The 20,868-nt window shown below is 73.9% G+C and carries 16 protein-coding genes; 8 read left to right on the forward strand and 8 right to left on the reverse strand.

Going from position 1 to position 20,868, the window contains the following annotated elements; genetic code table 11:
- The first annotated feature begins 29 nt into the window (after positions 1–29).
- The gene (locus BN6_RS41595) at positions 30–2,291 is read left to right on the forward strand and encodes a hypothetical protein (protein ID WP_148302743.1); all 2,262 of its coding nucleotides are present in this window, start codon (positions 30–32) and stop codon (positions 2,289–2,291) included.
- A 55-nt stretch (positions 2,292–2,346) separates the two neighbouring features.
- Here the strand turns inward: BN6_RS41595 and BN6_RS05535 are convergent, their stop codons facing one another.
- A complete protein-coding gene (locus tag BN6_RS05535; protein ID WP_015098563.1) occupies positions 2,347–2,508 on the reverse strand; it encodes a DUF397 domain-containing protein in 162 nt (53 codons plus the stop codon).
- 9 nt (positions 2,509–2,517) lie between these two features.
- Positions 2,518–3,351 (reverse strand): helix-turn-helix domain-containing protein, encoded by an 834-nt coding sequence (locus BN6_RS05540; protein WP_015098564.1) that lies wholly within the window; start codon positions 3,349–3,351, stop codon positions 2,518–2,520.
- A gap of 87 nt (positions 3,352–3,438) precedes the next feature.
- Between BN6_RS05540 and BN6_RS05545 the strand changes: the two genes are divergently transcribed.
- Positions 3,439–3,660, forward strand: coding sequence for a hypothetical protein (locus BN6_RS05545; protein ID WP_015098565.1), 222 nt, complete (start codon positions 3,439–3,441; stop codon positions 3,658–3,660).
- Here the strand turns inward: BN6_RS05545 and BN6_RS05550 are convergent.
- Positions 3,650–6,634 carry an exo-alpha-sialidase gene (locus BN6_RS05550; protein ID WP_015098566.1) on the reverse strand — a complete coding sequence of 995 codons (2,985 nt, stop codon included), beginning with the start codon at positions 6,632–6,634 and terminating at the stop codon, positions 3,650–3,652. The two genes, BN6_RS05545 and BN6_RS05550, sit on opposite strands and share 11 nt — an antisense overlap.
- 264 nt (positions 6,635–6,898) lie before the next feature.
- Here BN6_RS05550 and BN6_RS41600 point away from each other — a divergent pair, with 264 nt between their 5' ends.
- Complete coding sequence (locus tag BN6_RS41600; RefSeq protein ID WP_015098567.1) at positions 6,899–9,523, forward strand: AfsR/SARP family transcriptional regulator; 2,625 nt, start codon at positions 6,899–6,901, stop codon at positions 9,521–9,523.
- Between the two features lie 166 nt (positions 9,524–9,689).
- Here BN6_RS41600 and BN6_RS05560 read toward each other — a convergent pair whose 3' ends face one another.
- Both BN6_RS05560 and BN6_RS05565 read right to left on the reverse strand, forming a co-directional pair.
- Positions 9,690–9,944: a hypothetical protein gene (locus BN6_RS05560; RefSeq protein WP_148302744.1), complete on the reverse strand. Its 255-nt coding sequence runs from the start codon at positions 9,942–9,944 to the stop codon at positions 9,690–9,692.
- An 8-nt stretch (positions 9,945–9,952) separates the two neighbouring features.
- Positions 9,953–11,146: a glycosyltransferase gene (locus BN6_RS05565; RefSeq protein ID WP_015098568.1), complete on the reverse strand. Its 1,194-nt coding sequence runs from the start codon at positions 11,144–11,146 to the stop codon at positions 9,953–9,955.
- A 148-nt stretch (positions 11,147–11,294) separates the two neighbouring features.
- On the opposite strand from BN6_RS05565, the gene BN6_RS41605 reads away from it, so the two are divergent.
- Positions 11,295–11,747, forward strand: coding sequence for an RICIN domain-containing protein (locus tag BN6_RS41605; RefSeq protein WP_084672572.1), 453 nt, complete (start codon positions 11,295–11,297; stop codon positions 11,745–11,747).
- Positions 11,748–11,779: 32 nt separating this feature from the next.
- Here BN6_RS41605 and BN6_RS05575 read toward each other — a convergent pair whose 3' ends face one another.
- Positions 11,780–13,105 carry an MFS transporter gene (locus BN6_RS05575; protein WP_015098570.1) on the reverse strand — a complete coding sequence of 442 codons (1,326 nt, stop codon included), beginning with the start codon at positions 13,103–13,105 and terminating at the stop codon, positions 11,780–11,782.
- 99 nt (positions 13,106–13,204) lie between these two features.
- Here BN6_RS05575 and BN6_RS05580 point away from each other — a divergent pair, with 99 nt between their 5' ends.
- The 4 genes from BN6_RS05580 (at position 13,205) to BN6_RS05595 (ending at position 19,345) form a co-directional block, all read left to right on the forward strand.
- Complete coding sequence (locus tag BN6_RS05580) at positions 13,205–13,795, forward strand: NADPH-dependent FMN reductase (RefSeq protein WP_041312033.1); 591 nt, start codon at positions 13,205–13,207, stop codon at positions 13,793–13,795.
- A gap of 1 nt (position 13,796) precedes the next feature.
- The gene (locus tag BN6_RS05585; RefSeq protein ID WP_015098572.1) at positions 13,797–14,780 is read left to right on the forward strand and encodes a zinc-binding dehydrogenase; all 984 of its coding nucleotides are present in this window, start codon (positions 13,797–13,799) and stop codon (positions 14,778–14,780) included.
- A 10-nt stretch (positions 14,781–14,790) separates the two neighbouring features.
- Positions 14,791–17,451: an ATP-binding protein gene (locus BN6_RS05590; protein WP_015098573.1), complete on the forward strand. Its 2,661-nt coding sequence runs from the start codon at positions 14,791–14,793 to the stop codon at positions 17,449–17,451.
- A 121-nt stretch (positions 17,452–17,572) separates the two neighbouring features.
- Positions 17,573–19,345, forward strand: a complete 1,773-nt coding sequence (locus tag BN6_RS05595) for a family 20 glycosylhydrolase (RefSeq protein ID WP_015098574.1) — start codon at positions 17,573–17,575, stop codon at positions 19,343–19,345.
- Positions 19,346–19,768: 423 nt separating this feature from the next.
- Here BN6_RS05595 and BN6_RS05600 read toward each other — a convergent pair whose 3' ends face one another.
- A complete protein-coding gene (locus tag BN6_RS05600) occupies positions 19,769–20,578 on the reverse strand; it encodes a hypothetical protein (protein ID WP_015098575.1) in 810 nt (269 codons plus the stop codon).
- A 59-nt stretch (positions 20,579–20,637) separates the two neighbouring features.
- The gene (locus BN6_RS46480) at positions 20,638–20,793 is read right to left on the reverse strand and encodes a hypothetical protein (RefSeq protein WP_158509347.1); all 156 of its coding nucleotides are present in this window, start codon (positions 20,791–20,793) and stop codon (positions 20,638–20,640) included.
- Positions 20,794–20,868: the final 75 nt, after the last annotated feature.

The raw sequence follows: 20,868 nt of genomic DNA on the forward strand, positions 1-20,868 counted from the left end.
GCCAAACCATGAGGTCCAAGGAGAAGGTGTTGTCAGCCAAGAGATTCGGCACCGGACTGCTCGCGGTCGCCGCAGCGGTGCTAGCCCTGGTCGCGGTGCCGAGCGCACCGGCGGCGCACGCGGACGCGGGCAGCGGGGGCGGTGACTACGTCCAGCTCAACGCCCACGCGCAGGTGCTCGACACCCGGGACGGGACGGGCACCGCCAAGGGGCCCAAGGGACCCGCCAGCACGACGGCGTTCCCGGTGCTCGGCGTCGGCGGCGTGCCGACCTCCGGCGTCGGCTCGGTGATGGTGCGGGTGGCGATCCTCGCGCCGTCCGCGCCGACGTGGCTGGAGCTGTGGCCCGACGGGACCACCCGGCCGACCAACCTCACCGCCGTCACCGCGAACGCCGGCGAGGACCTCGCCACGTTCACCGCGGTGAAGGTGGGCGCGAACGGCAAGATCGCGGTCTACAACGCGTCCGGCAACACCGGGATCGTCGTGGAGGTGCACGGCTACTTCAAGTCGGCGCAGGGCACCAACGGCGGCGGTTTCGTGCCGGTCACCCACACCCGGCTGATCGACACCAGGTCCGGTCTGGGCACCGCGAAGGCCACCATCCCGGCCGGCGGGACCCGGACCGTCACGCTGACCGGCGGCCTGGTCCCGGCCGGCGCGCAGGCGGCGTGGGTCAACCTCGCCACGCCCGGCACGTCGGCCAAGGGCTGGTTCAGCTACGCGCCGACCGGCGGCTCGTCGCGGCCGGTCCTGAACTACGTGCCGGGGACCACCCAGCAGGCCGCGGTGATCCAGCTCCCGGCCGACGGCAAGGTGACCTTCACCAACAAGGGCACCGCCGCCGTCGACTTCATGGTCAACGTGCAGGGGTACTACACGGCGTCGGCCACCACGGGCAGCGGGTTCCGCCCGGTCGGGCAGCGGCTGATCAACACCCGGACCGTCGGCGCGGGCGTGCCGCTGGCCGGCAAGAGCACGGTCGACGTGCAGGTCGCGGGCACGTACGGGCTGCCCACGCGCGGGATCGCGGGCGTCGCGGTGACGCTGATCGCCACGCCCCAGGTCGCCGGCGCCGGGTACCTGAGCGCGTGGCCGCTGGGCCAGGCCGACCCCGGGATCACGGTGCTGGACTTCAAGGAGAAGTGGCGCGCCAACACGATGGTCCTCAAGCCCGGGACGGACGGCAAGATCCGGGTCCGCAACGGCAGCGCCGAAGAGGTGCACCTCATCGTCGACATCCAGGGCTGGTACGCCGAGCCGCTGCCGGCCGTGCCGGTGGTCCCGGACAGCCGGACCACGATCTTCCAGGCCGCGCCGGTCGCCGGCGCGCGGGTCGGGACGCTGGAGTACGCCTACACCGACAACGCCGGGCGGGTCGTGTTCGGGCACCAGCAGGACGTCGACAACTTCGGGTCGGTCCAGTGGACGGTGATCTCGGGCAGCGAGGCGTTCACCGGGCAGCCCGCGATCGCGCAGCTGCCGGACGGGCGGATCCAGGTGACCGCGCAGAACCGGGACGGTGACGTCTGGGCCGCGACGCAGACCGCGGCCGGCGCGGCGACGTGGAACGCGTGGGCCGACTTCGGCGGTTCGATGGCGGCCGCGCCCTCGGCGGTGAAGGTCGGCGGGTCGCTGGTGCAGTTCGCGGTGGACGTCGACGGGAAGCTGTGGGCGTACGAGCAGAAGGGCCTGGTGCCGTTCTGGCGCAACCTCGGTGACCAGGACCTGGTCGGCGGGGTCACGGTGGTCGCGGTGCGCGACGGCGTGCGGGTGTTCGGGCTCGACGGCTCGGGCGCGGTGCGGACGGTGCAGTACTACAACGACGGCTCGCTGTCGGGCTGGACGAACCTGGGCGGAACCGGCTCGGCCGGCACCCCGGCGGTCGTGGTGCGGCCCGGCTACCAGTTGCAGGTGTTCGTGCGCGGCGGCGGCGGGCAGATCGTGAGCAAGGTGCAGGACGGCGCGGGCACGTGGCCGGGTGACTGGACGGAGATCGGCACCGCACCGGAGGGCTTCGCCCCGGCCGGCGCGCCGGCGGCGGTGCTGGACCCGTCGCTGGGCCGGGTGGCCGTGGTGGTGCGGGGGACCGATGGCGAGATCTCGAAGGTGTGGGAGAACTCGGTCGGCAGCAACACCTGGGGGACGTGGAGCTGGCTGGTCGAAGGTGTCTCGGACCCGGCGGGAACGGACCCGACGGTGCAGCCGTTCGCCAACGCCAACGGCGACTCGTGGCTGGTGACGTTCCGCAGCCCGAACGGCACCCCGAGGTTCGCCGACCGCCGGTGGTGAGCGCGGAGAGGTGAAGCCGGGCCGGAGTCGCTGGACGACTCCGGCCCGGTCGGTGTTACCGCTGGTGGTGGAGGAACGCGGCCCAGGCGGACTCGGTGAACGCGAGCCGAGGCCCTTCGGCCTGCTTCGAGTCGCGCACGGCCACCGGCCCGGTGGTGGGGAATCGGACGGAGACGCAGCTGCCGTTCTCGCCGCTGTAACTGCTGGTACGCCACACAGTGAGCTCCTACGTGATCAGCGATTCGATCAGCGTCGCGCTGTCGGTGGGCGACAGGGCGACTTCGTGCAGGCTCTGCGTGGTCAAAGTATAGGCGTGGACCAGGGGCGGATCGTTCACGAAGGCCGCCGCGTCCTGTAGCTCCACGTAGCAGATCGGCCGGGCGTCGACGAACTGCAACAGCATGAACTGGCCGGTGATCGCGGCGTGCGGGCCGTCTGCGGGGCGGACCACCTGGATCGTCACGTCGGGCCGCTCGCCGAGCGCCAGGAGGTGGCGGTACTGCGCGCCGCGGACCTCCGGCGTGCCGACTCGGAGGCGGAGCGCCTGCTCGGTGAAGACCGCGTGCAGCGCCAACCCCTTGTCGAGGAGCAGGGTGCGGTGCATCCGGAGGTCGACCAGGCGCTCGGCCTGGTCCGGCCGGACTCGGCTGGCGTGGGCGGTCAGCGCTCGGGCGTAGTCCTCGGTCTGGAGCAGCCCCGGCAGCAGGACCGGCTCGAAGACGAACTCCCGGTGGGCGAGTGCCTCCAGCCCGATCATCGTGCGCAGCCAGTCGGACACGACGTCGGACCAGGCGCCCAACCACGACGCCTCGTGCGCCCTCGTCGTGAGTTGGGTGATCCGGTCGACGTCCTCCCGGTGGACCCGGCACGCCGCCAGGATCCGGCGGATGTCGCCGGGGTATTGCGTCGTTCTGCCGTGTTCCAGATGGCTCAGTTTCGGTTTGCCGATTCCGCACAAATCGGCGAGTTGGGTTAGCGACAACCCGGCCTCGTTGCGGTAACGAGCGAGTTCGACCCCTATCAACCATTGCAGTGCTGTCGGTGCGACCACTTCGAACATGGTCCAACGCTATCGCGGGAGCTCGCCGCCCGCGTATCACTCGATTGTGCGATGGCAGCCCTACACGTTTAATATACTCTGGATTTCATGAATCTCACGACCCTTATGGATGTGCCGTCGGACGCGGCCATCTCCTACGAGCTGTACGCGGACCGGGCGCTCGAACTGTCCATCGGGCGCACTGGCGACTCCTCCAGCGTCGGGCTGGTGGAGGGGGTCTCGTTGGCCCTCGGTGAGGAGGCCGTGCAGCGGCTCATCGACAAGCTCACCGAGGGGCTCAACGAAATCCGGTCGGCGGTCAGCCTCTGACGTACTCCCTCCCCGACACCACCTCGAACGGCAGGTGCACCAGCGTCGCTCCACCCCGTTCGACCCGGAACTCGTCCAGTGCGCCCTTGAACCGGTCCGCGCCGTCCGGGCGCGCGCCCAGCTGGAAACCGTCCACGGCGAATCCGTCGCTGTAATTCAGCGAGCCCCGGATCTCCGCACGTCCCGACACCACTCCGTCCACCGACAATTCCAGCCGGTCCCCGGTCCGGCGCAATTCGGCCCGGTGCCACTTGCCGTCACCGAACGCGGCCACCGCCGACGGGTCCTCCGCCGCCACGCCAAAAGCGCCGGCGTCGGTCTGCACCCACGCCAACAACCGGTCCTTCGACGGCTGCGCGCGCAACCACAACGCCCGTTCCGTCGCGCCGACCCCGTACGCCCACACCAACACCTGGTCCCCACCGCCGCTGTACTTGAACGACGTCGACACCGCGAAATCCGCGCCGTCCACCGGCTCGTACGGCACGACCACCGAATCGTCCACCCCGTCGAACGCCAACCCGCGTCCGACCGCACCCGCCGTGGTCGCCGCGCCACCGCGCACCGCCGCGTGGTTGCACCGCTGTGAACCGTCCGGCGTCCCGGGGCCGGCGGGCACCCGCACGACGTCGTGCGCCTGGGTGTTCTGGCCGTCGAAGCCCCACCGCAGCACCGGAACACCCGCGATGTCCAGCTTCACGTCGTCCAGCACCCCGTCCAGCACGTCCGACCCGTCCGGCTTCGACCCGACCCGCACGCCCAACGGCCCGCCGACCGACCCCGTCAACCCCGTCGCCACGGCCGGCGCTCCGCCGTCCACCGACAGCTCCACCCGATCGCCGACGCGGCGTAGCACCAGCTGGTGCCACTTGCCGTCGCCGAACGCCGCCGCGTCCGTGCCGTCCTTCACCTGCACGGCGACCTGGCCCACGTCGGTCTGCACCCAGCCGTACAGCCGGTCCGAGCCGGGCTGCGCGCGGACCCACACCGACGGCTTGCCGGCCGTCGCGCCGTACGCCCACAGCAGCGCCTGGTCCGCGCCGCCCTTGTGCTGGAACCACAGCGAGTACGTGAAGTCCCGCCCCCCGGGGTCCAGCGCGGCCAGGTACGGCACCTCGGCGCCGGGGTGCGTGCTGTCGACGTCCAACGCCGAGCCGAACTTCCCGGCGACCGGTACCCGGTGGCCGCCCAGCAGGGTGCCGTCCGCGCAGTGCCCGGTCAGGTCGTCGGTGATCGCCACCGTCGTCCGGGTGGCCGTCGCCGCGCCGTCGACCGTGACCAGCGGCAGGTCGGCGACCACCCGGCCGGCCCTGGTCAGCGTGAAGTCCTTCAGCGTCCCGGTGAACGGGTCCGCCCCGTCCAGGCGCGCGCCCAGCCGGATCCCGGTGCGGCCGCCGACCTGGCCGACCACTCCGGCGACGCCGGTCGCCGAGGTCGAGGCCGCGTCCACCGCCAGGGTCACCTGCCCGGCCTGCCGGGTCAGGGTGAGCTGGTGCCACGCGCCGTCGGCGAACGCGCCCGGCACCGACGTGGTCGCGCCGCCGCCGCTGCCCTGCACCCAGGCCACTACCTGGCCCGACTTGGCCACCCGCAGCCAGACCTGCGGCACCGAGCCGCCTTGGCCGTAGGCCCAGAACAGCGCCTGGTCGGCGGTGGAACCGTTGTGCTTGAACGAGAAGCTGACCGTGAAGTCGTCCGCGCCGACGTCCAGCGATCGCGTCCACGGCAGGTCCGCCTGCCCGACCAGACCACCGCCCACCGAGCCGCGCACGTAGGCGTCGTTGGCCTCCGGTGAGACGTCCGGCGAGGTCGGGCCGGGTGCCGGGGTCGCCGGGCCGGCGGGGTTGGTGCCGCCGGGGACCTGTGCCTGCTGGGTGGTGAAGCGGGTGAAGCGGATCTCGTCGGCGGAGAACTTCTCGCCGCCCTCGTACAGCAGGCCGATCTCGCCCGTGGTGAGTTCCGCGAGGTCCGAGTAGCCCGCGCGGCTGCCGTTGACCAGCCCGCCGGCGGTCCACGTGACGCCGTTGTCGGTCGAGTGCCGGATTCGCATCAGCTTGCGGTCCTGCGGGTCGGACGGGCCAGCGAACAGCAGGGTTCCGCTGCGCAGCGCCAGAACGCTGCCCTGCACGTCCGGCGTGGTCAGCGTGGGGATGGCGGTCGACGCGGAGACCGACGCGCCGCCGTCCTTGCTGATCGCGCGGGTCCGGTGGTGGCCGGTGGCGATGTGGTTGCGGCCGGCCACGTAGACGTCGCCGTTGGGCAGTTCGGCCACCGACATCTCGCCGGGGTTGAGCTTGCCCTCGACCAGCGAGTCCGGGGTGGTGCTCGCGTGCCAGGTGTCGCCGTGGTCGGTGCTGTAGAGGACGCCGGCGTAGACGTGCCCGTCGACGCCCTGGTGCGCGCCGACGACGAGGTTGCCGTTGCGCAGCTGCACGCCGTGCGACGGTCCGGTGGCGAACCAGCCCCGGGTGGAACCGGCGAACGACGCCGGGATCTGCCGGGACGTCGACCAGGTCAGGCCGTCGTCGTCGCTGTGCTGCACCCACGGGAGCCGCTCGCCGCCCGGCACGGCCGGGTTCGAGGTCGACAGCAGGAACACCCGGCCGGTCTGCGCGTCGACCACGGGGGCCGGGTTGCCGCGCGTGTACGGGGCGAACGGGTTGTCGCCGAAGCCGCGCAGCACGACGCGCGTCGGGCTCCAGGTGCGGCCGTCGTTGGTGGATCGGCGCACGACCAGGTCGATGTCGCCGCGGTCGGCGCACGACGGCGACCGCCGGCCCTCGGCGAACGCCAGCAGCGCGCCGCTCGCGGTGCGGACCAGCGCGGGGATCCGGTAGCAGCCGTAACCGCCGGTCCCGGATTTGAACAGCACGTGCTCCACACCGATGCTGGACGTGGAGGGCGCCACCCCGCTCGCGGCGGCCACGGAGGAGCCGGCGAGCAGGAGGGCCAGGACGGTGACGAGGAGTCTCACCCCGGCAGGCTAGGAACCGCGGCTTGCGTTCCACTTCCGTCCGACTTCCCCGGTCCGCGACGGGAAGCGCGGACCAGTGCGTTCTCCGGAAATCCCGGCCGGTGGGGGAGCACCCACCGGGATTGCCGAACCCCTCGCGAAGACGGGACTGTGGGGTAGCCCGTCCGGGACGTCACCGGTCTGCCGTCATGCCGACCACCCTGCTCCGACGCTCCCGCGCCGACCTAGGATGAATCTTGAACCAGCACGTCAAGGGGGTGCGGCGTGGAGTTCGGGCTGCTCGGGCCGGTCGAGGCGCGCGAGGGCGGCCGGCCGGTCGACGTCGGGCACGCCCGGCAGCGGGCGGTGCTCGCGGCGCTGCTGCTGGAGGACGGCCGGCCGGTGTCGGTGGACCGGCTGGTCGACCGGGTCTGGGGCGAGCGGCCGCCGCTGCGCGCGCGGGACACCCTCTACGGGTACGTCTCCAAGCTGCGCGCCCGGATCCCGATCGAACGCCGGCCCGCCGGGTACGTGCTGGCGACCCAAGCCACCGACCTGCACGAGTTCCGCGAGCTGGTCCGGCAGGCCCGGTCCGCGCCCGCCGCGCAGGCCGCGCCGCGCTACGACCGGGCGCTGGGGTTGTGGCGCGGCGAGGCGCTGGCGGGGCTGGACTCACCCTGGTTCGCGGCCACCCGGGACGCGCTGCGGGCCGAGCGCAAAGCCGTCGAACTGGACCGCAACGACGTGGTGCTCGACCTCGGCGGGCACGTCGCCCTGCTGCCGGAGCTGCTGGCGCGCGGCCAGGACGACCCGGTCGACGAACGGCTCGCCGCGCAGGTGATCACCGCGCTGCACCGGGCCGGGCGCACGTCCGAGGCGCTCCAGCACTACGAGCACCTGCGCCGGTCGCTGGCCGAGGAGCTCGGCGCGGACCCCGGCCCGGCGCTGCGGGACCTGCACCGGGAGCTGCTCGGGCCGGAACCGGCCGTGCCGCGCCAACTGCCCGCGCCGCAACGCTGGTTCACCGGGCGGGAGCGCGAGATCCGGGAGCTCACCGACACCGGGTCGACGGTGGTGATCACCGCCATCGGCGGCGCGGGCGGGATCGGCAAGACCGCGCTGGCCCTGCACTGGGCGCACCTGCACGTCGAGGACTTCCCGGACGGGCAGCTCTACGTGAACCTGCGCGGGTTCGACCCGGCCGGCGAACCGGTCGCGCCCGGCGCGGCGCTGCGCGGGTTCCTCGGCGCGCTGGGGGTGCAGGACCCGCCGCAGGACCTCGACGCGCAGGCCGCGCTGTACCGGAGCCTGGTGGCGGACAAGCGGTTGCTCGTCGTGCTGGACAACGCCCGGGACAGCGCGCAGGTCGCGCCGCTGCTGCCGGGCGGGCCGCGCTGCACGGCGTTGATCACCAGCCGCCGGCAGCTGCTGGGCGTGATCACCGAGCACGGCGCGAAGTCCGTGTCGTTGGCCGTGCTGGACGAGCCGGCGGCGCGGGCGCTGCTCACCTCGCGGCTCGGTGACCGGGTGGCGGCCGAACCGGACGTGGTGCGGGCGCTGCTGGAGCTGTGCGGCGGGCTGCCGCTGGCGTTGAGCATCGTGGCGGCCCGCGCGGTGACCCGGCCTGACCTGCCGCTGGCGGTGCTGGCCGAAGAACTCGCGGAGAACCGGCTGGACGCGTTGGACGACCTGAGTTCCAGCCTCCGCACGGTGTTCGCGTGCTCGTTACGGGTGCTGTCCGCCGACGCGGTCGGGCTGTTCGGGCTGCTGGGCCTGACGGTGGCGGCGGAGCTGAGCCTGCGCTCGGTCGCCGCGCTGGCCGGGCTGCCGGTCGCGCGGACCCGGGCGTTGGCACGGGAGCTGGAGTCCGCGCACCTCGTGCAGCAGCACGTGCCCGGCCGGTACCGGCTGCACGACCTGGTGCGCCTGTACGCGGCGGAGGTCGCGCCGGCCGACGACGTGCCGCTGCGGCGGTTCGTCGGGTACTTCGCGGCCACCGCGTACGCCGGTGACCGGCTGATCGAACCGCACCGGCCGCCCGTGGACCCGCCGGCGGGCGAACCGGTCGCGCTGCCGGACGTCCCGGCGGCGATGGCGTGGTTCGACGGCGAGTACGAGTCGTTGCTGGCGGCGCAGCGGCAGGCCGTCGGGCGGCGGTGGCACGACCTGGTGTGGGTGCTGGCGTGGGCGTTGACGAACTACCACCTGCGGCGCGGGCACGCGGCCGAGGACCTGGCGGTGTGGCGGGAGGCGCTGCCGGCCGCCGAGGCGCTGGCGGACGTGCCCAAGCAGGTCGCGGCGCACAAGTTCGTCGGGATGGCGCTGGTCGACGTCGGGGTGTACCCGGAAGGGCTGGCGCACCTGGGGCGGGCGCTGGACCTCGTAGACGACGACTACGACCGGGCCGGCGCGCACCGGGCGATGGCGTGGGGGCTGGAGCGGCAGGGCGACCTCGCCGGGGCGCTGGCGCACGCGGACGCGCAACTAACCCTGTTCCGCACCTTGGGGATCCCGGTCCGGGTCGCGGAGGCGCTCAACGACGTCGGGTACCGGGCGGCGAAGCTCGGCGACCACGCGCGCGCCGAGGCGTGCTGCGGGGAGGCGTTGGCGCTCAACCGGGAGCTGGGGCACCGCGACGGCGAGGCGGCCACGTCGGACAGCCTCGGCTTCATCGCGTTCCGGCACGGGCGCGCGGACGACGCGGTGCGGCACTACCGGTACGCGCTGGACCTGTACCGGGAGCTGGACAACTCCTACGAGGAGGCGAGCGTGCTGCGCCACCTCGGCGACGTCCACGCCGACCTCGGTCAGCCGGACGACGCCCGCGCGTGCCGGCGGGCGGCGTTGACGTTGTTCGAGGCGCAGGGACGGGTGGAGGACGCGGCCGAGATCGCCCACCTCATCGGCTGACCGGGGCGCGGGTCGTGACCGTGCCGCTCGCCGACGCCGAGGTGACAGCCCTGTTCGCACCCGCGCGTGAAATACCCGTCGATGAGATACCCCGTTGATCGGATAGCCAGTCGACGGTGTGGGCGGCCGAGGCCCGGCCCACGGTGGGCGGAGCCTCGGCGCACTTTCACTCCGTTACAGATTGTGCTTCTTGACGTGTGATCTGCTGTCTTGCCTGGTCAACCGCAGGCGACACCGGCGTGGAGTCGGTGATGACGGTCAGGCCGGGCTCGGCTGGAACCGGTGCGGCGGCCTGGTCGGCGACCGCGCTCGACATGGGGGCGAATACCGCGCTCAGGACGAGCGCGGCGACCGCCGCGATCAATTTCCATGAAAGAATGATTCGGAGGCGACCGCGTTCTCCCGTCCACTCGATCGGCACAACTTGGACTATGTGCCGGAAACGTCTGCGCCTTTTGCCTCGGAGGTGTCGGACGGGGAAATTCTCACGGCCGCACCGTCGGCCGGTCGACCGAGCCGGACGAGCAGGTCGGCGGCGTGACCAGGGCCCGGGAGTGCGGCGAGTTCGGCGCGCAGGCGTTCGGCGGCGAGCCGGTGGGCGGGCTCCGCGAGCAGGCGCGACACCGCTTTCCCGACCTGTTCGGGAGTCGCGGTGACGGCGTCGAGGGCGAGGCCCGCGCCCAGCGCCACGCACCGCTCGGCGTTCGTGAGCTGGTCCGCGCCGAGCGGGATGACCAGGTGGGGGAGGCCGTGGGTCAGCGCGCCCATCACGGTGCCCGAGCCGCCGTGCGAGACGACCGCGGTGCAGCGGGCCAGCACCTCGTCCTGCGGCACGTACCGCTCCACCCGGATGTGCGCGGGCTGCGGCCCGAACACGGCCGGGTCGATCTCGCGGCCCACGGTCACCAGGACGTCGGCCGGCACCTCGCGCAGTCCGGCGAGCACCCGTTCGAACAGGTCGCCGGACTCCAGGCCGAACTCGGTGCCCAGCGTGAAGTAGACGAGCGGCTCCGCCGGCCGGGCGACGGCGGGCAGCGGCGGGCGGACGGCGTGCTCGGTGTCGTGCCGCCACGTGTCCGGCGCGCGGAAGCCGGGCGGGAACGGGGACAGCACCAGGTGGCGGCCCGGCGCGGTCAGCTCCGGGTCGGCCGGCAGGCCGCACTCCCGTCGGATCTCGGCCAGCGGTTCGCCGACCACGTCCGGGCGGATCAGGCCGCCGGCGGCGGTCACCAGGACGATCGCCCACGGGATCCCGCGCTCCTCGGCGGCGATCATGGCCGCGAAGTCGAACTCGTCGCACACCACCACGTCCGGCCGCCGGTCCGCCACCAGCGGCCGCACGAGCGGGAGCCGCGCGCGGGTCGCCTTCCGGGCGAAGTTCTCGCGCACCTCCCACTCGCACAGCTCCGGTGACGGCGGTATCAGCGGCTTGCGCTCGCGCGGGGACCGGTCGGCCGGCGGCCCCAGCCGGTGGAAGGCGTAGCCGGCCCGCTCGACCAGGCCGCCCAACGAGTCCGACGCGGCCCACAGGACGCTGTGGCCGGCGTCGGCGACCGCGCGCGAGATCGGCAGCAGCGGGTTGAGGTGGCCGGGCCCGCCGACGCAGGTGAACAGGTAGCGCACGGCGCCACCCTGCCGGCCCGGACCGGTCCGGGCCACCCGATTCCCCGCCGGCCAGGGCCGTTCACGATCCGCGACAGACCGGTGTGAGGTCCCGCCGCCAGGGTCTGCGTCGTGCGGGACGAGCCGCACCTGGTGAATGGGGGAACGGATGAGGTTCGGACGTATCGCGGGGGTGTTCGTCGCCGTGGTGCTCGGCCTGGTGGCGATGGCCCCGGCCGCGTCGGCGGTCCCGGACGGCACGGTGCTGGACCAGTGGCGCTGGCAGAGCTGGGCGACCGGCGGGTACCTGGACCACAACCCGGCCGACGGGGTGCACACCCGCGCCGAGAACCGCGGTCCCCACCAGTGGTGGGAGGTGACCAGGTACAGCGACGGGACGCTGCGGTTCATGAACGTCGCGACGAAGATGTGCCTGGACAACAGCGAGCACGGCGTGCGCGGCTTCGGGTGCAACGACGGCCCGTGGCAGCGCTGGCGAACGGGGTCGTGGGGCACCACGTACGAACTCGTGAGCATGTGGAACAACCACTGCTTGGACAACAGCCACGAAGGTGTTCGCACGATGGGCTGCAACGGCCTGGCGTACCAGCGCTGGAGGTAGCCGCCCGCCGGTGGGACGGCCCCGCTGCCCGGTCACCGCGAGACCGGGCGGCGGGGCCGTCCCGTCGCGAGCACGGCCGTGCCGACGACCGCCAGGGCGCCCAGGACGGCGACGCCGACCCGGAACCCGGTCGACCCGTTGCCCGCCAGGCCCGCCACCAGGGCCGCGACCGCCGGGCCGACGGTCGTGCCGAGCATCCGGGCGGTGCCGCTGATGCCGCCCACCGCGCCTTCCATGCCCGCCGGGGCGACCGACATCAGCAGGGTGTTGATCGCCGCGTTGAACAGGCCCTGCCCGACGCCGATCACGGCCAGCCGCCAGACCAGGCCCCACATGTCGTCGACCGGCAGCAGCAGGGTCGCCATCCCGGCCACGGTGACCACCGCGCCGACCACCCCGACCAGCCACGGGCCGTGGCGGTCGGCCAGGTTGCCGCCGATGGAGGCCAGTGCGGCGACCCCGCCCACGAACACCAGCAGCGCCAGGCCGACGTCCTCCGGGCTGCCGCCCAGCACGTCGGACACGAAGTACGGCACCAGGAAGAACATCAGCCCGCCCAGGGCCGCGAACAGCAGCAGCGTCACCAGCGGCCGGGCGAAGCGGGCTTGCCGGACCAGCGTCAGCACCGGTCGGGACGCGGGCAGCCGGCCCCACAGCACGGCCAGCGCCACGGCCACCAGCGCCACCCACGGCCGGTCCTCGAACGCCAGCAGCACGGCCGTGATCGCGCCGCCCAGCAGCACCGCCTCCAGCAGCAGACCGCGATCCGGCAGCGGCAGCCCGCGCCCGTCGCCGCGCACCGTCCGCAGCACCAGCAACACCACCGCGACCAGCAGCGGCATCTTCAGCAGGAACACCGCGCGCCACCCGAACGCCCCCGCGACCAGCCCGCCCAGCGGCGCACCGGCCAGCCCGCCGACGGTCATGATCGTCATCACGTACCCGACGGCCCGCCCGCGCTGCTCCGGCGCGACCGCCGCCACCACGATCGGCATGTACCCGGCGAGCACCAGCGACCCGGCCACGCCCTGCAGCACCCGGCCCAGCACCAGCACCCAGAACGAGGGCGCGACGGCCGTCAGCACGCTCGCCAGCCCGACCCCGGTCAACGCGAGCAGGAACGCCGACCGCACGTCGACGCGGTCCACCCACCGGCCGGCCGGGATCGCGATGGCCGCCATCGGCAGCGTGTAGGCCAGCAGCACCCAGGCCGCGGCGGACGGGCCGACGTCCAGCTCCGCGCCCATGCTCGGGAGGGCGACGGCGGCGACGGTCATCTCCGTGGTGACCGCCAGCATCGCCATCGCGAGCGCTACAACCGGTGCCCATCGCGTCTTGACCTGCGTGTCCTGTGTCATGACCTGAAGTTATGTGCAGGTACTGGCCAGTCGCATCCGTCGACTGACCAGTCATCCGACAGATGCCCGGCGGTCGGGCCCGTCCCTAGCGTTGTGGTCATGAGCGAACGAGTGGACAACGTGATCAAGCTGGCCGTCATCGTCGGGAGCACCCGCAAGGGCCGGTTCGCGCCGGTCGTGGCGAACTGGTTCGCCGAGCAGGCCGGGCAGCGCGAGGACCTGGCGGTGGACGTGCTCGACCTGGCCGACGTCGGCCTGCCCGACGTGCTCAACGGGTTCGGCGAGGAGCCCGCCGACGAGGTGAAGGTGGTCTCGCCCCGGCTGGCCGGCGCGGACGCGTTCGTCGTCGTCACCCCCGAGTACAACCACAGCTTCCCCGCGCCGCTGAAGAACGCGATCGACTGGCACTACACCGAGTGGCAGGCCAAACCGGTCGGGTTCGTGTCCTACGGCGGGGTCGGCGGCGGGCTGCGGGCCGTCGAGCAGCTCCGGCAGGTCTTCGCCGAGCTGCACGCGGTGACCGTGCGGGACACGGTCAGCTTCCACGGCGCGTGGTCGCGGTTCGACGACGACGGCGAGCCGCTGGACCCGGAGGGCGTGAACGGGGCCGCGAAGACCATGATCGACCAGCTGGTCTGGTGGGGCGCGGCGCTGCGCGAGGCCCGCGACAAGCGGCCGTACGGGGCCTGACGTGCACGCCGTCCTGCTGCGCGGGTTCGGGTCGCCGGCCGAGCTGCGCTACGAGGAGACCGCCGACCCGGTGCCCGGCCCCGGCCAGGCGCGGATCGCGGTGCGGGCCGCCGGGGTGCACCTGGTGGACGCGGCGATCCGGGCGGGCCGCGCGGACTGGCTGCCGCTGCCGGAGCTGCCGGCCGTGCCGGGCAGCGAGGTGGCCGGGGTGGTCGACGCGGTCGGTGCCGGGGTGCCGGACTCGTGGCTCGGGCAACGCGTGGTGGCCCAGCTCGGCCTCGCCCACGGGGGGTACGCCGAGCTGGCCGTGCGGGAGGTCGGCGCGCTGCACGTGGTCCCGGAGGGGCTGGGGTTCGCCGAGGCGGTCGCGATGATCTGCACCGGCGGCACGGCGGTGGGCGTGCTGGCGGCGGCGGCGCTCGGCCCCGACGACGTGGTGGTGGTCACCGCCGCCGCCGGGGCGGTCGGGCACCTGCTGGTGCAGGGCGCGTCCCGGGCGGGCGCGCACGTGGTCGGGCTCGCCGGCTGCGGGGAGAAGCGCCGCACGGTGCTGCGCTGCGGCGCGGCGGTCGCCGTGGACTACCGGCAGCAGGGGTGGGTCGAACGGGTGTGCGCGGAGCTGGGCGGACGTGAGGTGACGGCGGTGCTGGACGGGGTCGGCGGCGGGCTCGGGCGGGGCGCGGTGGACCTGCTCGCACCCGGCGGGCGGGTGGTGATGTTCGGCTCGTCGTCGGGCGCGCCGACCGAGGTGACCACGGCCGACCTGTTCGACCGGGCGCTGAGCGCGACGGTCGGGGTCGGACCGCACGTGGTCAAGCGCGCGGGCGGGTTGCGGGCGCTGGAGTCGCGGGCGCTGGCGGACGCGGCGGCGGGCCGGTTCACACCCGTGGTGCGGTCCTACGGGCTGGCCTGCGCGGCGCGGGCGCACGAGGAGCTGGAGAGCCGGCACACCGTCGGCAAAGTCGTCCTGGTCCCGGCCGGCTAGGGTCGGGGACATGCTGCACGGGCGTTCTTCCGCACTCGCGCGGGTCGACGGGCTCCTCGCCGACGCCCGCGCGGGCCGCAGCGGCGTGCTGGTCGTGCGCGGCGAGGCCGGGATCGGCAAGTCCGCGCTGCTCGACCACATCGTGGCCGACGGGTTCCGGGTGCTGCGCGGTGTCGCCGTCGAGTCCGAGTCCGGGCTGCCGTTCGCGGGGCTGAACCTGCTGCTGGGCCGGGTGGTGGACCGGGCCGACCGGCTGCCGCCGAACCAGGCGGCGGCGCTGCGCGCGGCACTGGGTCTGGCCCCGGCCGACGGCGTGGACCGCTACCTGGTGGGGCTGGCCGTGCTGACGCTGCTCGCCGACCTGGCCGAGCAGGGGCCGGTGCTGTGCCTGGTGGACGACGCGCACTGGCTGGACGCGGGGTCGTCGGACGCGCTGGTGTTCGCGGCGCGCCGGCTGGAGGCCGAGGGCGTGGTGGTGATCTTCGCCGCGCGGGACCTGCACGCGCCGCCGTTCCCCGCGCCGGGCCTGCCCGAGCTGCGGTTGACCGCACTGTCCACCGAGGACTCCGCCGCGCTGCTAGACGAGCACGCCGCCGACCTGCCCCGGTACGTGCGGGACCAGATCGCGGTCGAGGCGCGCGGGAACCCGTTGGCGCTGCTGGAACTCCCGGCCGCGCAGCGCGAGGGGCACCTGCCGGCGGCGCACGCCTACCGGGTCGGCGCGCTGCCCACGCACAGCCGGATCCAGCAGACCTTCGCCGACCGGATCGGCGCGCTGCCCGCCGGGACGCGGGACCTGCTGCTGGTCGCGGCGGCCGACGACACCGGCGACCCGGGTGTGGTGTTCAAGGCGGCGGCGGCGCTGGGCGCGGGCGTGGCGGACCTGGAGGAGGCCGAGCGCCGGCAGTTGCTGCGCACCGACGACGGCCGGCTGACCTTCCGGCACCCGCTGATCCGCGCGGCGGCCTACCAGAGCGCGCCGCTGGTGCGCCGGCTCGCCGTGCACCGGGCGCTGGCGGGCGCGCTGGGCGACGAGTTCCGCCGGGCCTGGCACCTGGCCGCCGCGACCACCGCGCCGGACGAGGAGGTCGCGGCGGCCCTGGCGCGGTCGGCCGAGGACGTGCGCGGGCGCGGCGGGTCGGTGGCCGTCACGGCGGCCTACCAGCGGGCCGCGGAGCTGACCCCCGATGCGGCGCAACGGGGTCGGCGGTTCACCGCCGCCGCCGCCGCGGCGGCCGAGGCGGGGCAGTTCGACCGGGCGGGCGTGCTCGCCGATCAGGCGGCCGAGCTGGTGGGGGAGCTGCTGGAGCACGTGCGGGTGTTCCAGATCCGGGCGGAGCTGGCCAGTGAGCAGGGCCGGTCGGCCGAGGCGGCGGCCACCCTCGCGCGGGCCGCCCAGTGCGCCGCGCACGCCGACCGCGAGCTGGCCGGCGAGCTGCTGTTCAGCGCCGCGCTCAGCGCGTGGACGGCCCGCGACCACGACGCCGTGCGGACGATCGCGGAGCAGTCCGCGGGGCTGCCCAACGAGGCCGAGGTGCGGGCGGTGGCGCGGGCCGCGCTGGGGCTGGAGGGCACGGACGTCGCGGGCGCGCTGGCGGCGATCCGGGAGCTGCTGGCCGCCGACCTGCCCGGCCGGCACGGCAACGCGGTGGTCTCGTGGTGGAACCTGATCGTCGGCGACGACGAGGCGGCGCAGGACAGCGCGGTCACCCTGGAGCGGGAGTGCCGCGCGTCCGGCGCGCTGGGCGTGCTGCCCCGGGCGCTGGCCTACCTGGCACGGGTCCGGCTCCACCAGGGCCGGTTCCACGACGCGTGCGCGACGGCCGAGGAGGGGCTGCGGCTCGCCGACGACATCGGCCAGGTGTTCAGCGTCGGGTACCTGCACAGCGTGCTCTCCGAGCTGGCCGCGATCGAGGGTGCCGAGCAGCGGTGCCGGGAGCTGGTCGCGAACCTGACCGGCGGTCCGCCGCTGTCGATCCGCGGGCAGTGCGCGCTGGCGTTGCTGGACCTGGGCCTGGGGCGGTACGACTCGGTGCTGGAACGGCTCGCGGACGTCGCGGCCGGCGCGCACCGGCTGTACGCGATCGGCAGCCTGCCGGACATCGTGGAGGCCGCGGTGCGGACCGGGAAGGCCGACGTGGCAAGGGATGCCGCCGACTGGTACGACGAGTGGGCGCAGACCACCGGCCAGCTCTGGAGCCGCGCGGTGGCGGCGCGCTGCCGGGCGCTGCTCACCGACGAGGAGCGCTGGTTCGCCGAGGCGGTCGAGCTGCACCGGACGTCCGGGCGGCCGTTCGAGCGGGCCCGGACCGAGCTGCTCTACGGCGAGTGGTTGCGCCGCGAACGCCGGCGCGGCGACGCCCGCGCGCACCTGCGCTCGGCGCTGGACGCGTTCGACCGGCTCGGGGCCGCGCCGTGGGCGGCCCGCGCCCGCACCGAGCTGCGGGCGACCGGCGAGAGCCACACCCAGCCGGGCCCGGACCCGTTGAGCGCGTTGACGCCGCAGGAGCTCCAGGTGGTGCGGATGGCGGCGGAGGGGTTGAGCAACCGGGACATCGGCGCGCAGCTGTTCCTGAGCCCGCGCACCGTCGGCTACCACCTCTACAAGGCGTACCCGAAGCTCGGCGTCGCCTCGCGGGTGGAGCTGGGCCGGCTGGACCTGTCCGGCTGACGCCGGCACCGGGGTGCCGGCGCGGTGACGCCGAGTGGTCTAGACCCATTGACTTGATCTCGCCGGGGTGTTCACGCTGGGCACCTGGCCGGCCGCCGCCTGCCCCCGAGGAGGTCCAACGGTGAAACTCCGAGCAAGGTCGGCGCGCGCGCTCGCCGGCCTGGTGCTGGTCGTCGGCACGACAGTGGTGTGGAACGCGGGCTCGGCCCCGGTCGCCGCCATCGCGGCCGAGCCACTGCAGAGCGTCGTCCCGGTCCCGGCCTCCGTGCAGGCGGTGCCCGGCGCGGCGCACACCCTCAACGCCACCACCAAGATCTACACCACCGCGGCGGCGCACGGCGTCGGCGACCACCTGGCCGGCGTGCTGCGGCCGTCCACCGGTTACCCGTTCCCGGTCGAGGACACCACCGGCACCCCCGCCGACGGCGTCGCGCTGCTGATCGGCGGAGCGCCGTCGACCGTGGGCGACCAGGGCTACCAGCTCACCGTCGCCGCGGCCGCGATCACCCTGCGCGCCAACACCGCCGCCGGGCTGTTCGCCGGCGTGCAGACCCTGCGCCAGCTGCTGCCCGGCAAGGTGGAGAGCGCCACCCCGCAGACCGGGCCGTGGACCGTGCCCGGCGCGACCATCACCGACCACCCCCGGTTCACCCACCGGGGCGCGATGCTCGACGTGGCCCGGCACTTCCACCCCGTCGCCACGGTGAAGCGGTACCTCGACCAGCTGGCGCTGTACAAGGTCAACTACTTCCACCTGCACCTGACCGACGACCAGGGCTGGCGGATCGTGGTCGACAGCTGGCCGAAGCTCGCCACCCACGGCGGCAGCACGCAGGTCGGCGGCGGGCCGGGCGGGTACTACACCAAGGCGCAGTACCAGGAGATCGTCGCCTACGCGGCGGCGCGGCACATCACCGTGATCCCCGAGGTCGACCTGCCCGGCCACACCAACGCGGCGCTCGCCTCGTACGCCGAGCTGAACTGCAACGGCGTCGCGCCCGGCCTGCGCACCGACATCGCGGTCGGCTACAGCTCGTTGTGCGTGAGCAAGGACATCACCTACAAGTTCGTCGAGGACGTCATCCGGGAGATCGCCGAGCTCACCCCCGGACCGTACTTCCACATCGGCGGCGACGAGGCCAGCGCCACCACCGACCAGGACTACCAGACCTTCATGAACAAGGTCCTGCCGCTGGTCGCCAAGTACGGCAAGAAGCCGATGGGCTGGCACGAGTTCATCAAGACCACCACCGACACCGCGGCCGTGCCGCAGTACTGGGGCACCACGACGTCCAACGCCGTCGTGCAGGCCGCCGCCGCGCGCGGCGCGAAGGTGCTGATGTCCCCGGCCAACAAGGCGTACCTGGACATGAAGTACAACCCCAGCACGCCGCTCGGCCTGAGCTGGGCCGGGATGATCGAGGTGCAGGACGCCTACAACTGGAACCCCGGCACGCACCTGAGCGGGGTGCCCGAAACGGCGGTCCGCGGCGTCGAGGCTCCACTGTGGACGGAGACGATCGTCACCCCGGCGCACATCGACTTCATGGCGTTCCCGAGGCTCGCCGCGATCGCCGAACTGGGCTGGTCGCCGTGGTCGACGCACAACTGGGACGCGTTCAAGGTCCGGCTCGGCGCGCAGGCCCCGCGCTGGACCGCGCGGGGCATCGAGTTCTACCGCTCGACCCAGGTCCCCTGGGACAACGGGGGGACCACGACGACGACCACCACCACGACCTCTGGTGTGCCGTCCGGTTCGTGGGCACCATGGATCGGATACGCGACCGACGCCCAGGTCACCTACAACGGCGGCACGTACCGGTGTCGCCAACCGCACACCTCGCAGCCGGGCTGGGAGCCGACCAACGTCCCGGCCCTCTGGCAGCGGGTCTAGTCCCTCCGCCGGGAGGCGTGCCCGGCACGCCTCCCGGCCGGCGCCGTCGAGCTTCTTCGCCCGCGTCGGCACGGGTCCGGCGGGACGCTCGCGCAGATCGCGCGGGTCGACGGCCACCCGTCCTCCGACCCGGCGCTGCTCCAGCCGCGGGCGGCGGTCACCCACCTGCCGGTCGCCTTCGCCCCGTCGGTGCCGACCGGCTCCACGGTCCGGATCCCCGGCTGGGGCCTGACCTGCGTGGGGTGCGCGCCCGGTCTGCAGTGCGGCGCGGGCCCGGCGGACTTCTGCGTCGGCGGGCCTGGCGTCGCGCAACGCGGCGACCGGATGCCGGGGCGGCCCGTGGGTCTTCGTCGACGTGCCGGCGCACCGGACGTGGATCGAGACCCACACCGGCGGGTGAACCACCCGTGCGGCGGCCCGGTTTCACCCGATCCGGGCCGCCGAGACGGGCCGCTGGTCGACCGGGTAGGTGGCCGACGACGAGGTGTTGACGCTCCACCGGTACCGGGTGAACTCGCCGGTCTCGTCGGAGGCGTAGAACATCATGTGCCCGATGCCCGCGCCGGCGGTCTGCGCGGTGGCGTTGAAGATCCGGCTGTCCGGGTACGCGAAGTAGCCGCCCACGCCGTGCAGGCCGTGCGGCTCGGCGGTGCAGTCCACGACCTCGACCGCGTACTGGGTCTCGCCGGGGAAGTTCAGGCTCGCCACGGGCGCGGTGTAGGTGCCGCGCACGGACCGCACCAGCACGATGTGCCCGGTGTTGGTGTCCTGCTCGTTGCGGTAGTCGACGGCGACCAGGTCGCCGGGGCGCAGGTCGGCGACCCGGAGCACCCGCCGGAAGTGCGGGACGCCGCCCCGGGCGAAGGCCGCCCGGTAGTCCCGCGCGAACGGGCTGGCCAGTCCGAAGTGGGTGGTGAAGAACTTCCGCGTGGCCCACCGGTAGGTCCGCCGCAGCACGGCGGTCTGGAACGACGCGCACTGGCTCTGGTTGACCCAGGTCGACGCGTCGCCGGGCGAACCCCACCGCACGACGTTGGGCTGGTCGGGGTCCTTGTAGGTGTTGTTGGCCAGCGGGCAGGAGGGCAGCGACAGGTAGCCGACGAGCTGTTCGGCTTCCAGCAGGTGCGGTGTGGACGTCCGGTGTGGACTCGGCGCGCCGGCCTTGTCGGGCGCGGTCGCCCTCGGAGGCGCGACGGCGGTCCCCCCTCGGGCCGATCTGCGGGACAGGTCCATCGTGCGACTCCCCCTCGTCGATGCGGGCCCGCACACCGTAGTCGACGTCGAGGCTCGGGTCAGCGGACGTAGACCAGGACCAGCGTGGTCAGGACGGTGCAGCCGGCCAGCACCGCGGCCAGCCCGGTCATCGCCGCGCCGGCCGAGAGCAGCACCCGGGTCAGCAGGCCCAGGACGCGGCGCAGCAGCCGGGCGAGGCCCAGGACCAGGGCCATCGCCCCGATCATGACCATGACGACGAAGGGCGTCCACTCGGTGGTGTCGGCGGCTTGGGCTAATGAGGCAAGCGT

The sequence above is a fragment of the Saccharothrix espanaensis DSM 44229 genome (genome assembly GCF_000328705.1).
Classification (GTDB): domain Bacteria; phylum Actinomycetota; class Actinomycetes; order Mycobacteriales; family Pseudonocardiaceae; genus Actinosynnema; species Actinosynnema espanaense.

Coding starts and splice junctions, on each gene's coding strand:
- BN6_RS05600 (WP_015098575.1), bottom strand. CDS start 20,578: ATGGACCTGTCCCGCAGATCGGCCCGAGGGGGGACCGCCGTCGCGCCT.
- BN6_RS05575 (WP_015098570.1), bottom strand. CDS start 13,105: ATGACACAGGACACGCAGGTCAAGACGCGATGGGCACCGGTTGTAGCG.
- BN6_RS05545 (WP_015098565.1), top strand. CDS start 3,439: ATGAATCTCACGACCCTTATGGATGTGCCGTCGGACGCGGCCATCTCC.
- BN6_RS05540 (WP_015098564.1), bottom strand. CDS start 3,351: ATGTTCGAAGTGGTCGCACCGACAGCACTGCAATGGTTGATAGGGGTC.
- BN6_RS05580 (WP_041312033.1), top strand. CDS start 13,205: ATGAGCGAACGAGTGGACAACGTGATCAAGCTGGCCGTCATCGTCGGG.
- BN6_RS41605 (WP_084672572.1), top strand. CDS start 11,295: ATGAGGTTCGGACGTATCGCGGGGGTGTTCGTCGCCGTGGTGCTCGGC.
- BN6_RS46480 (WP_158509347.1), bottom strand. CDS start 20,793: ATGGCCCTGGTCCTGGGCCTCGCCCGGCTGCTGCGCCGCGTCCTGGGC.
- BN6_RS05590 (WP_015098573.1), top strand. CDS start 14,791: ATGCTGCACGGGCGTTCTTCCGCACTCGCGCGGGTCGACGGGCTCCTC.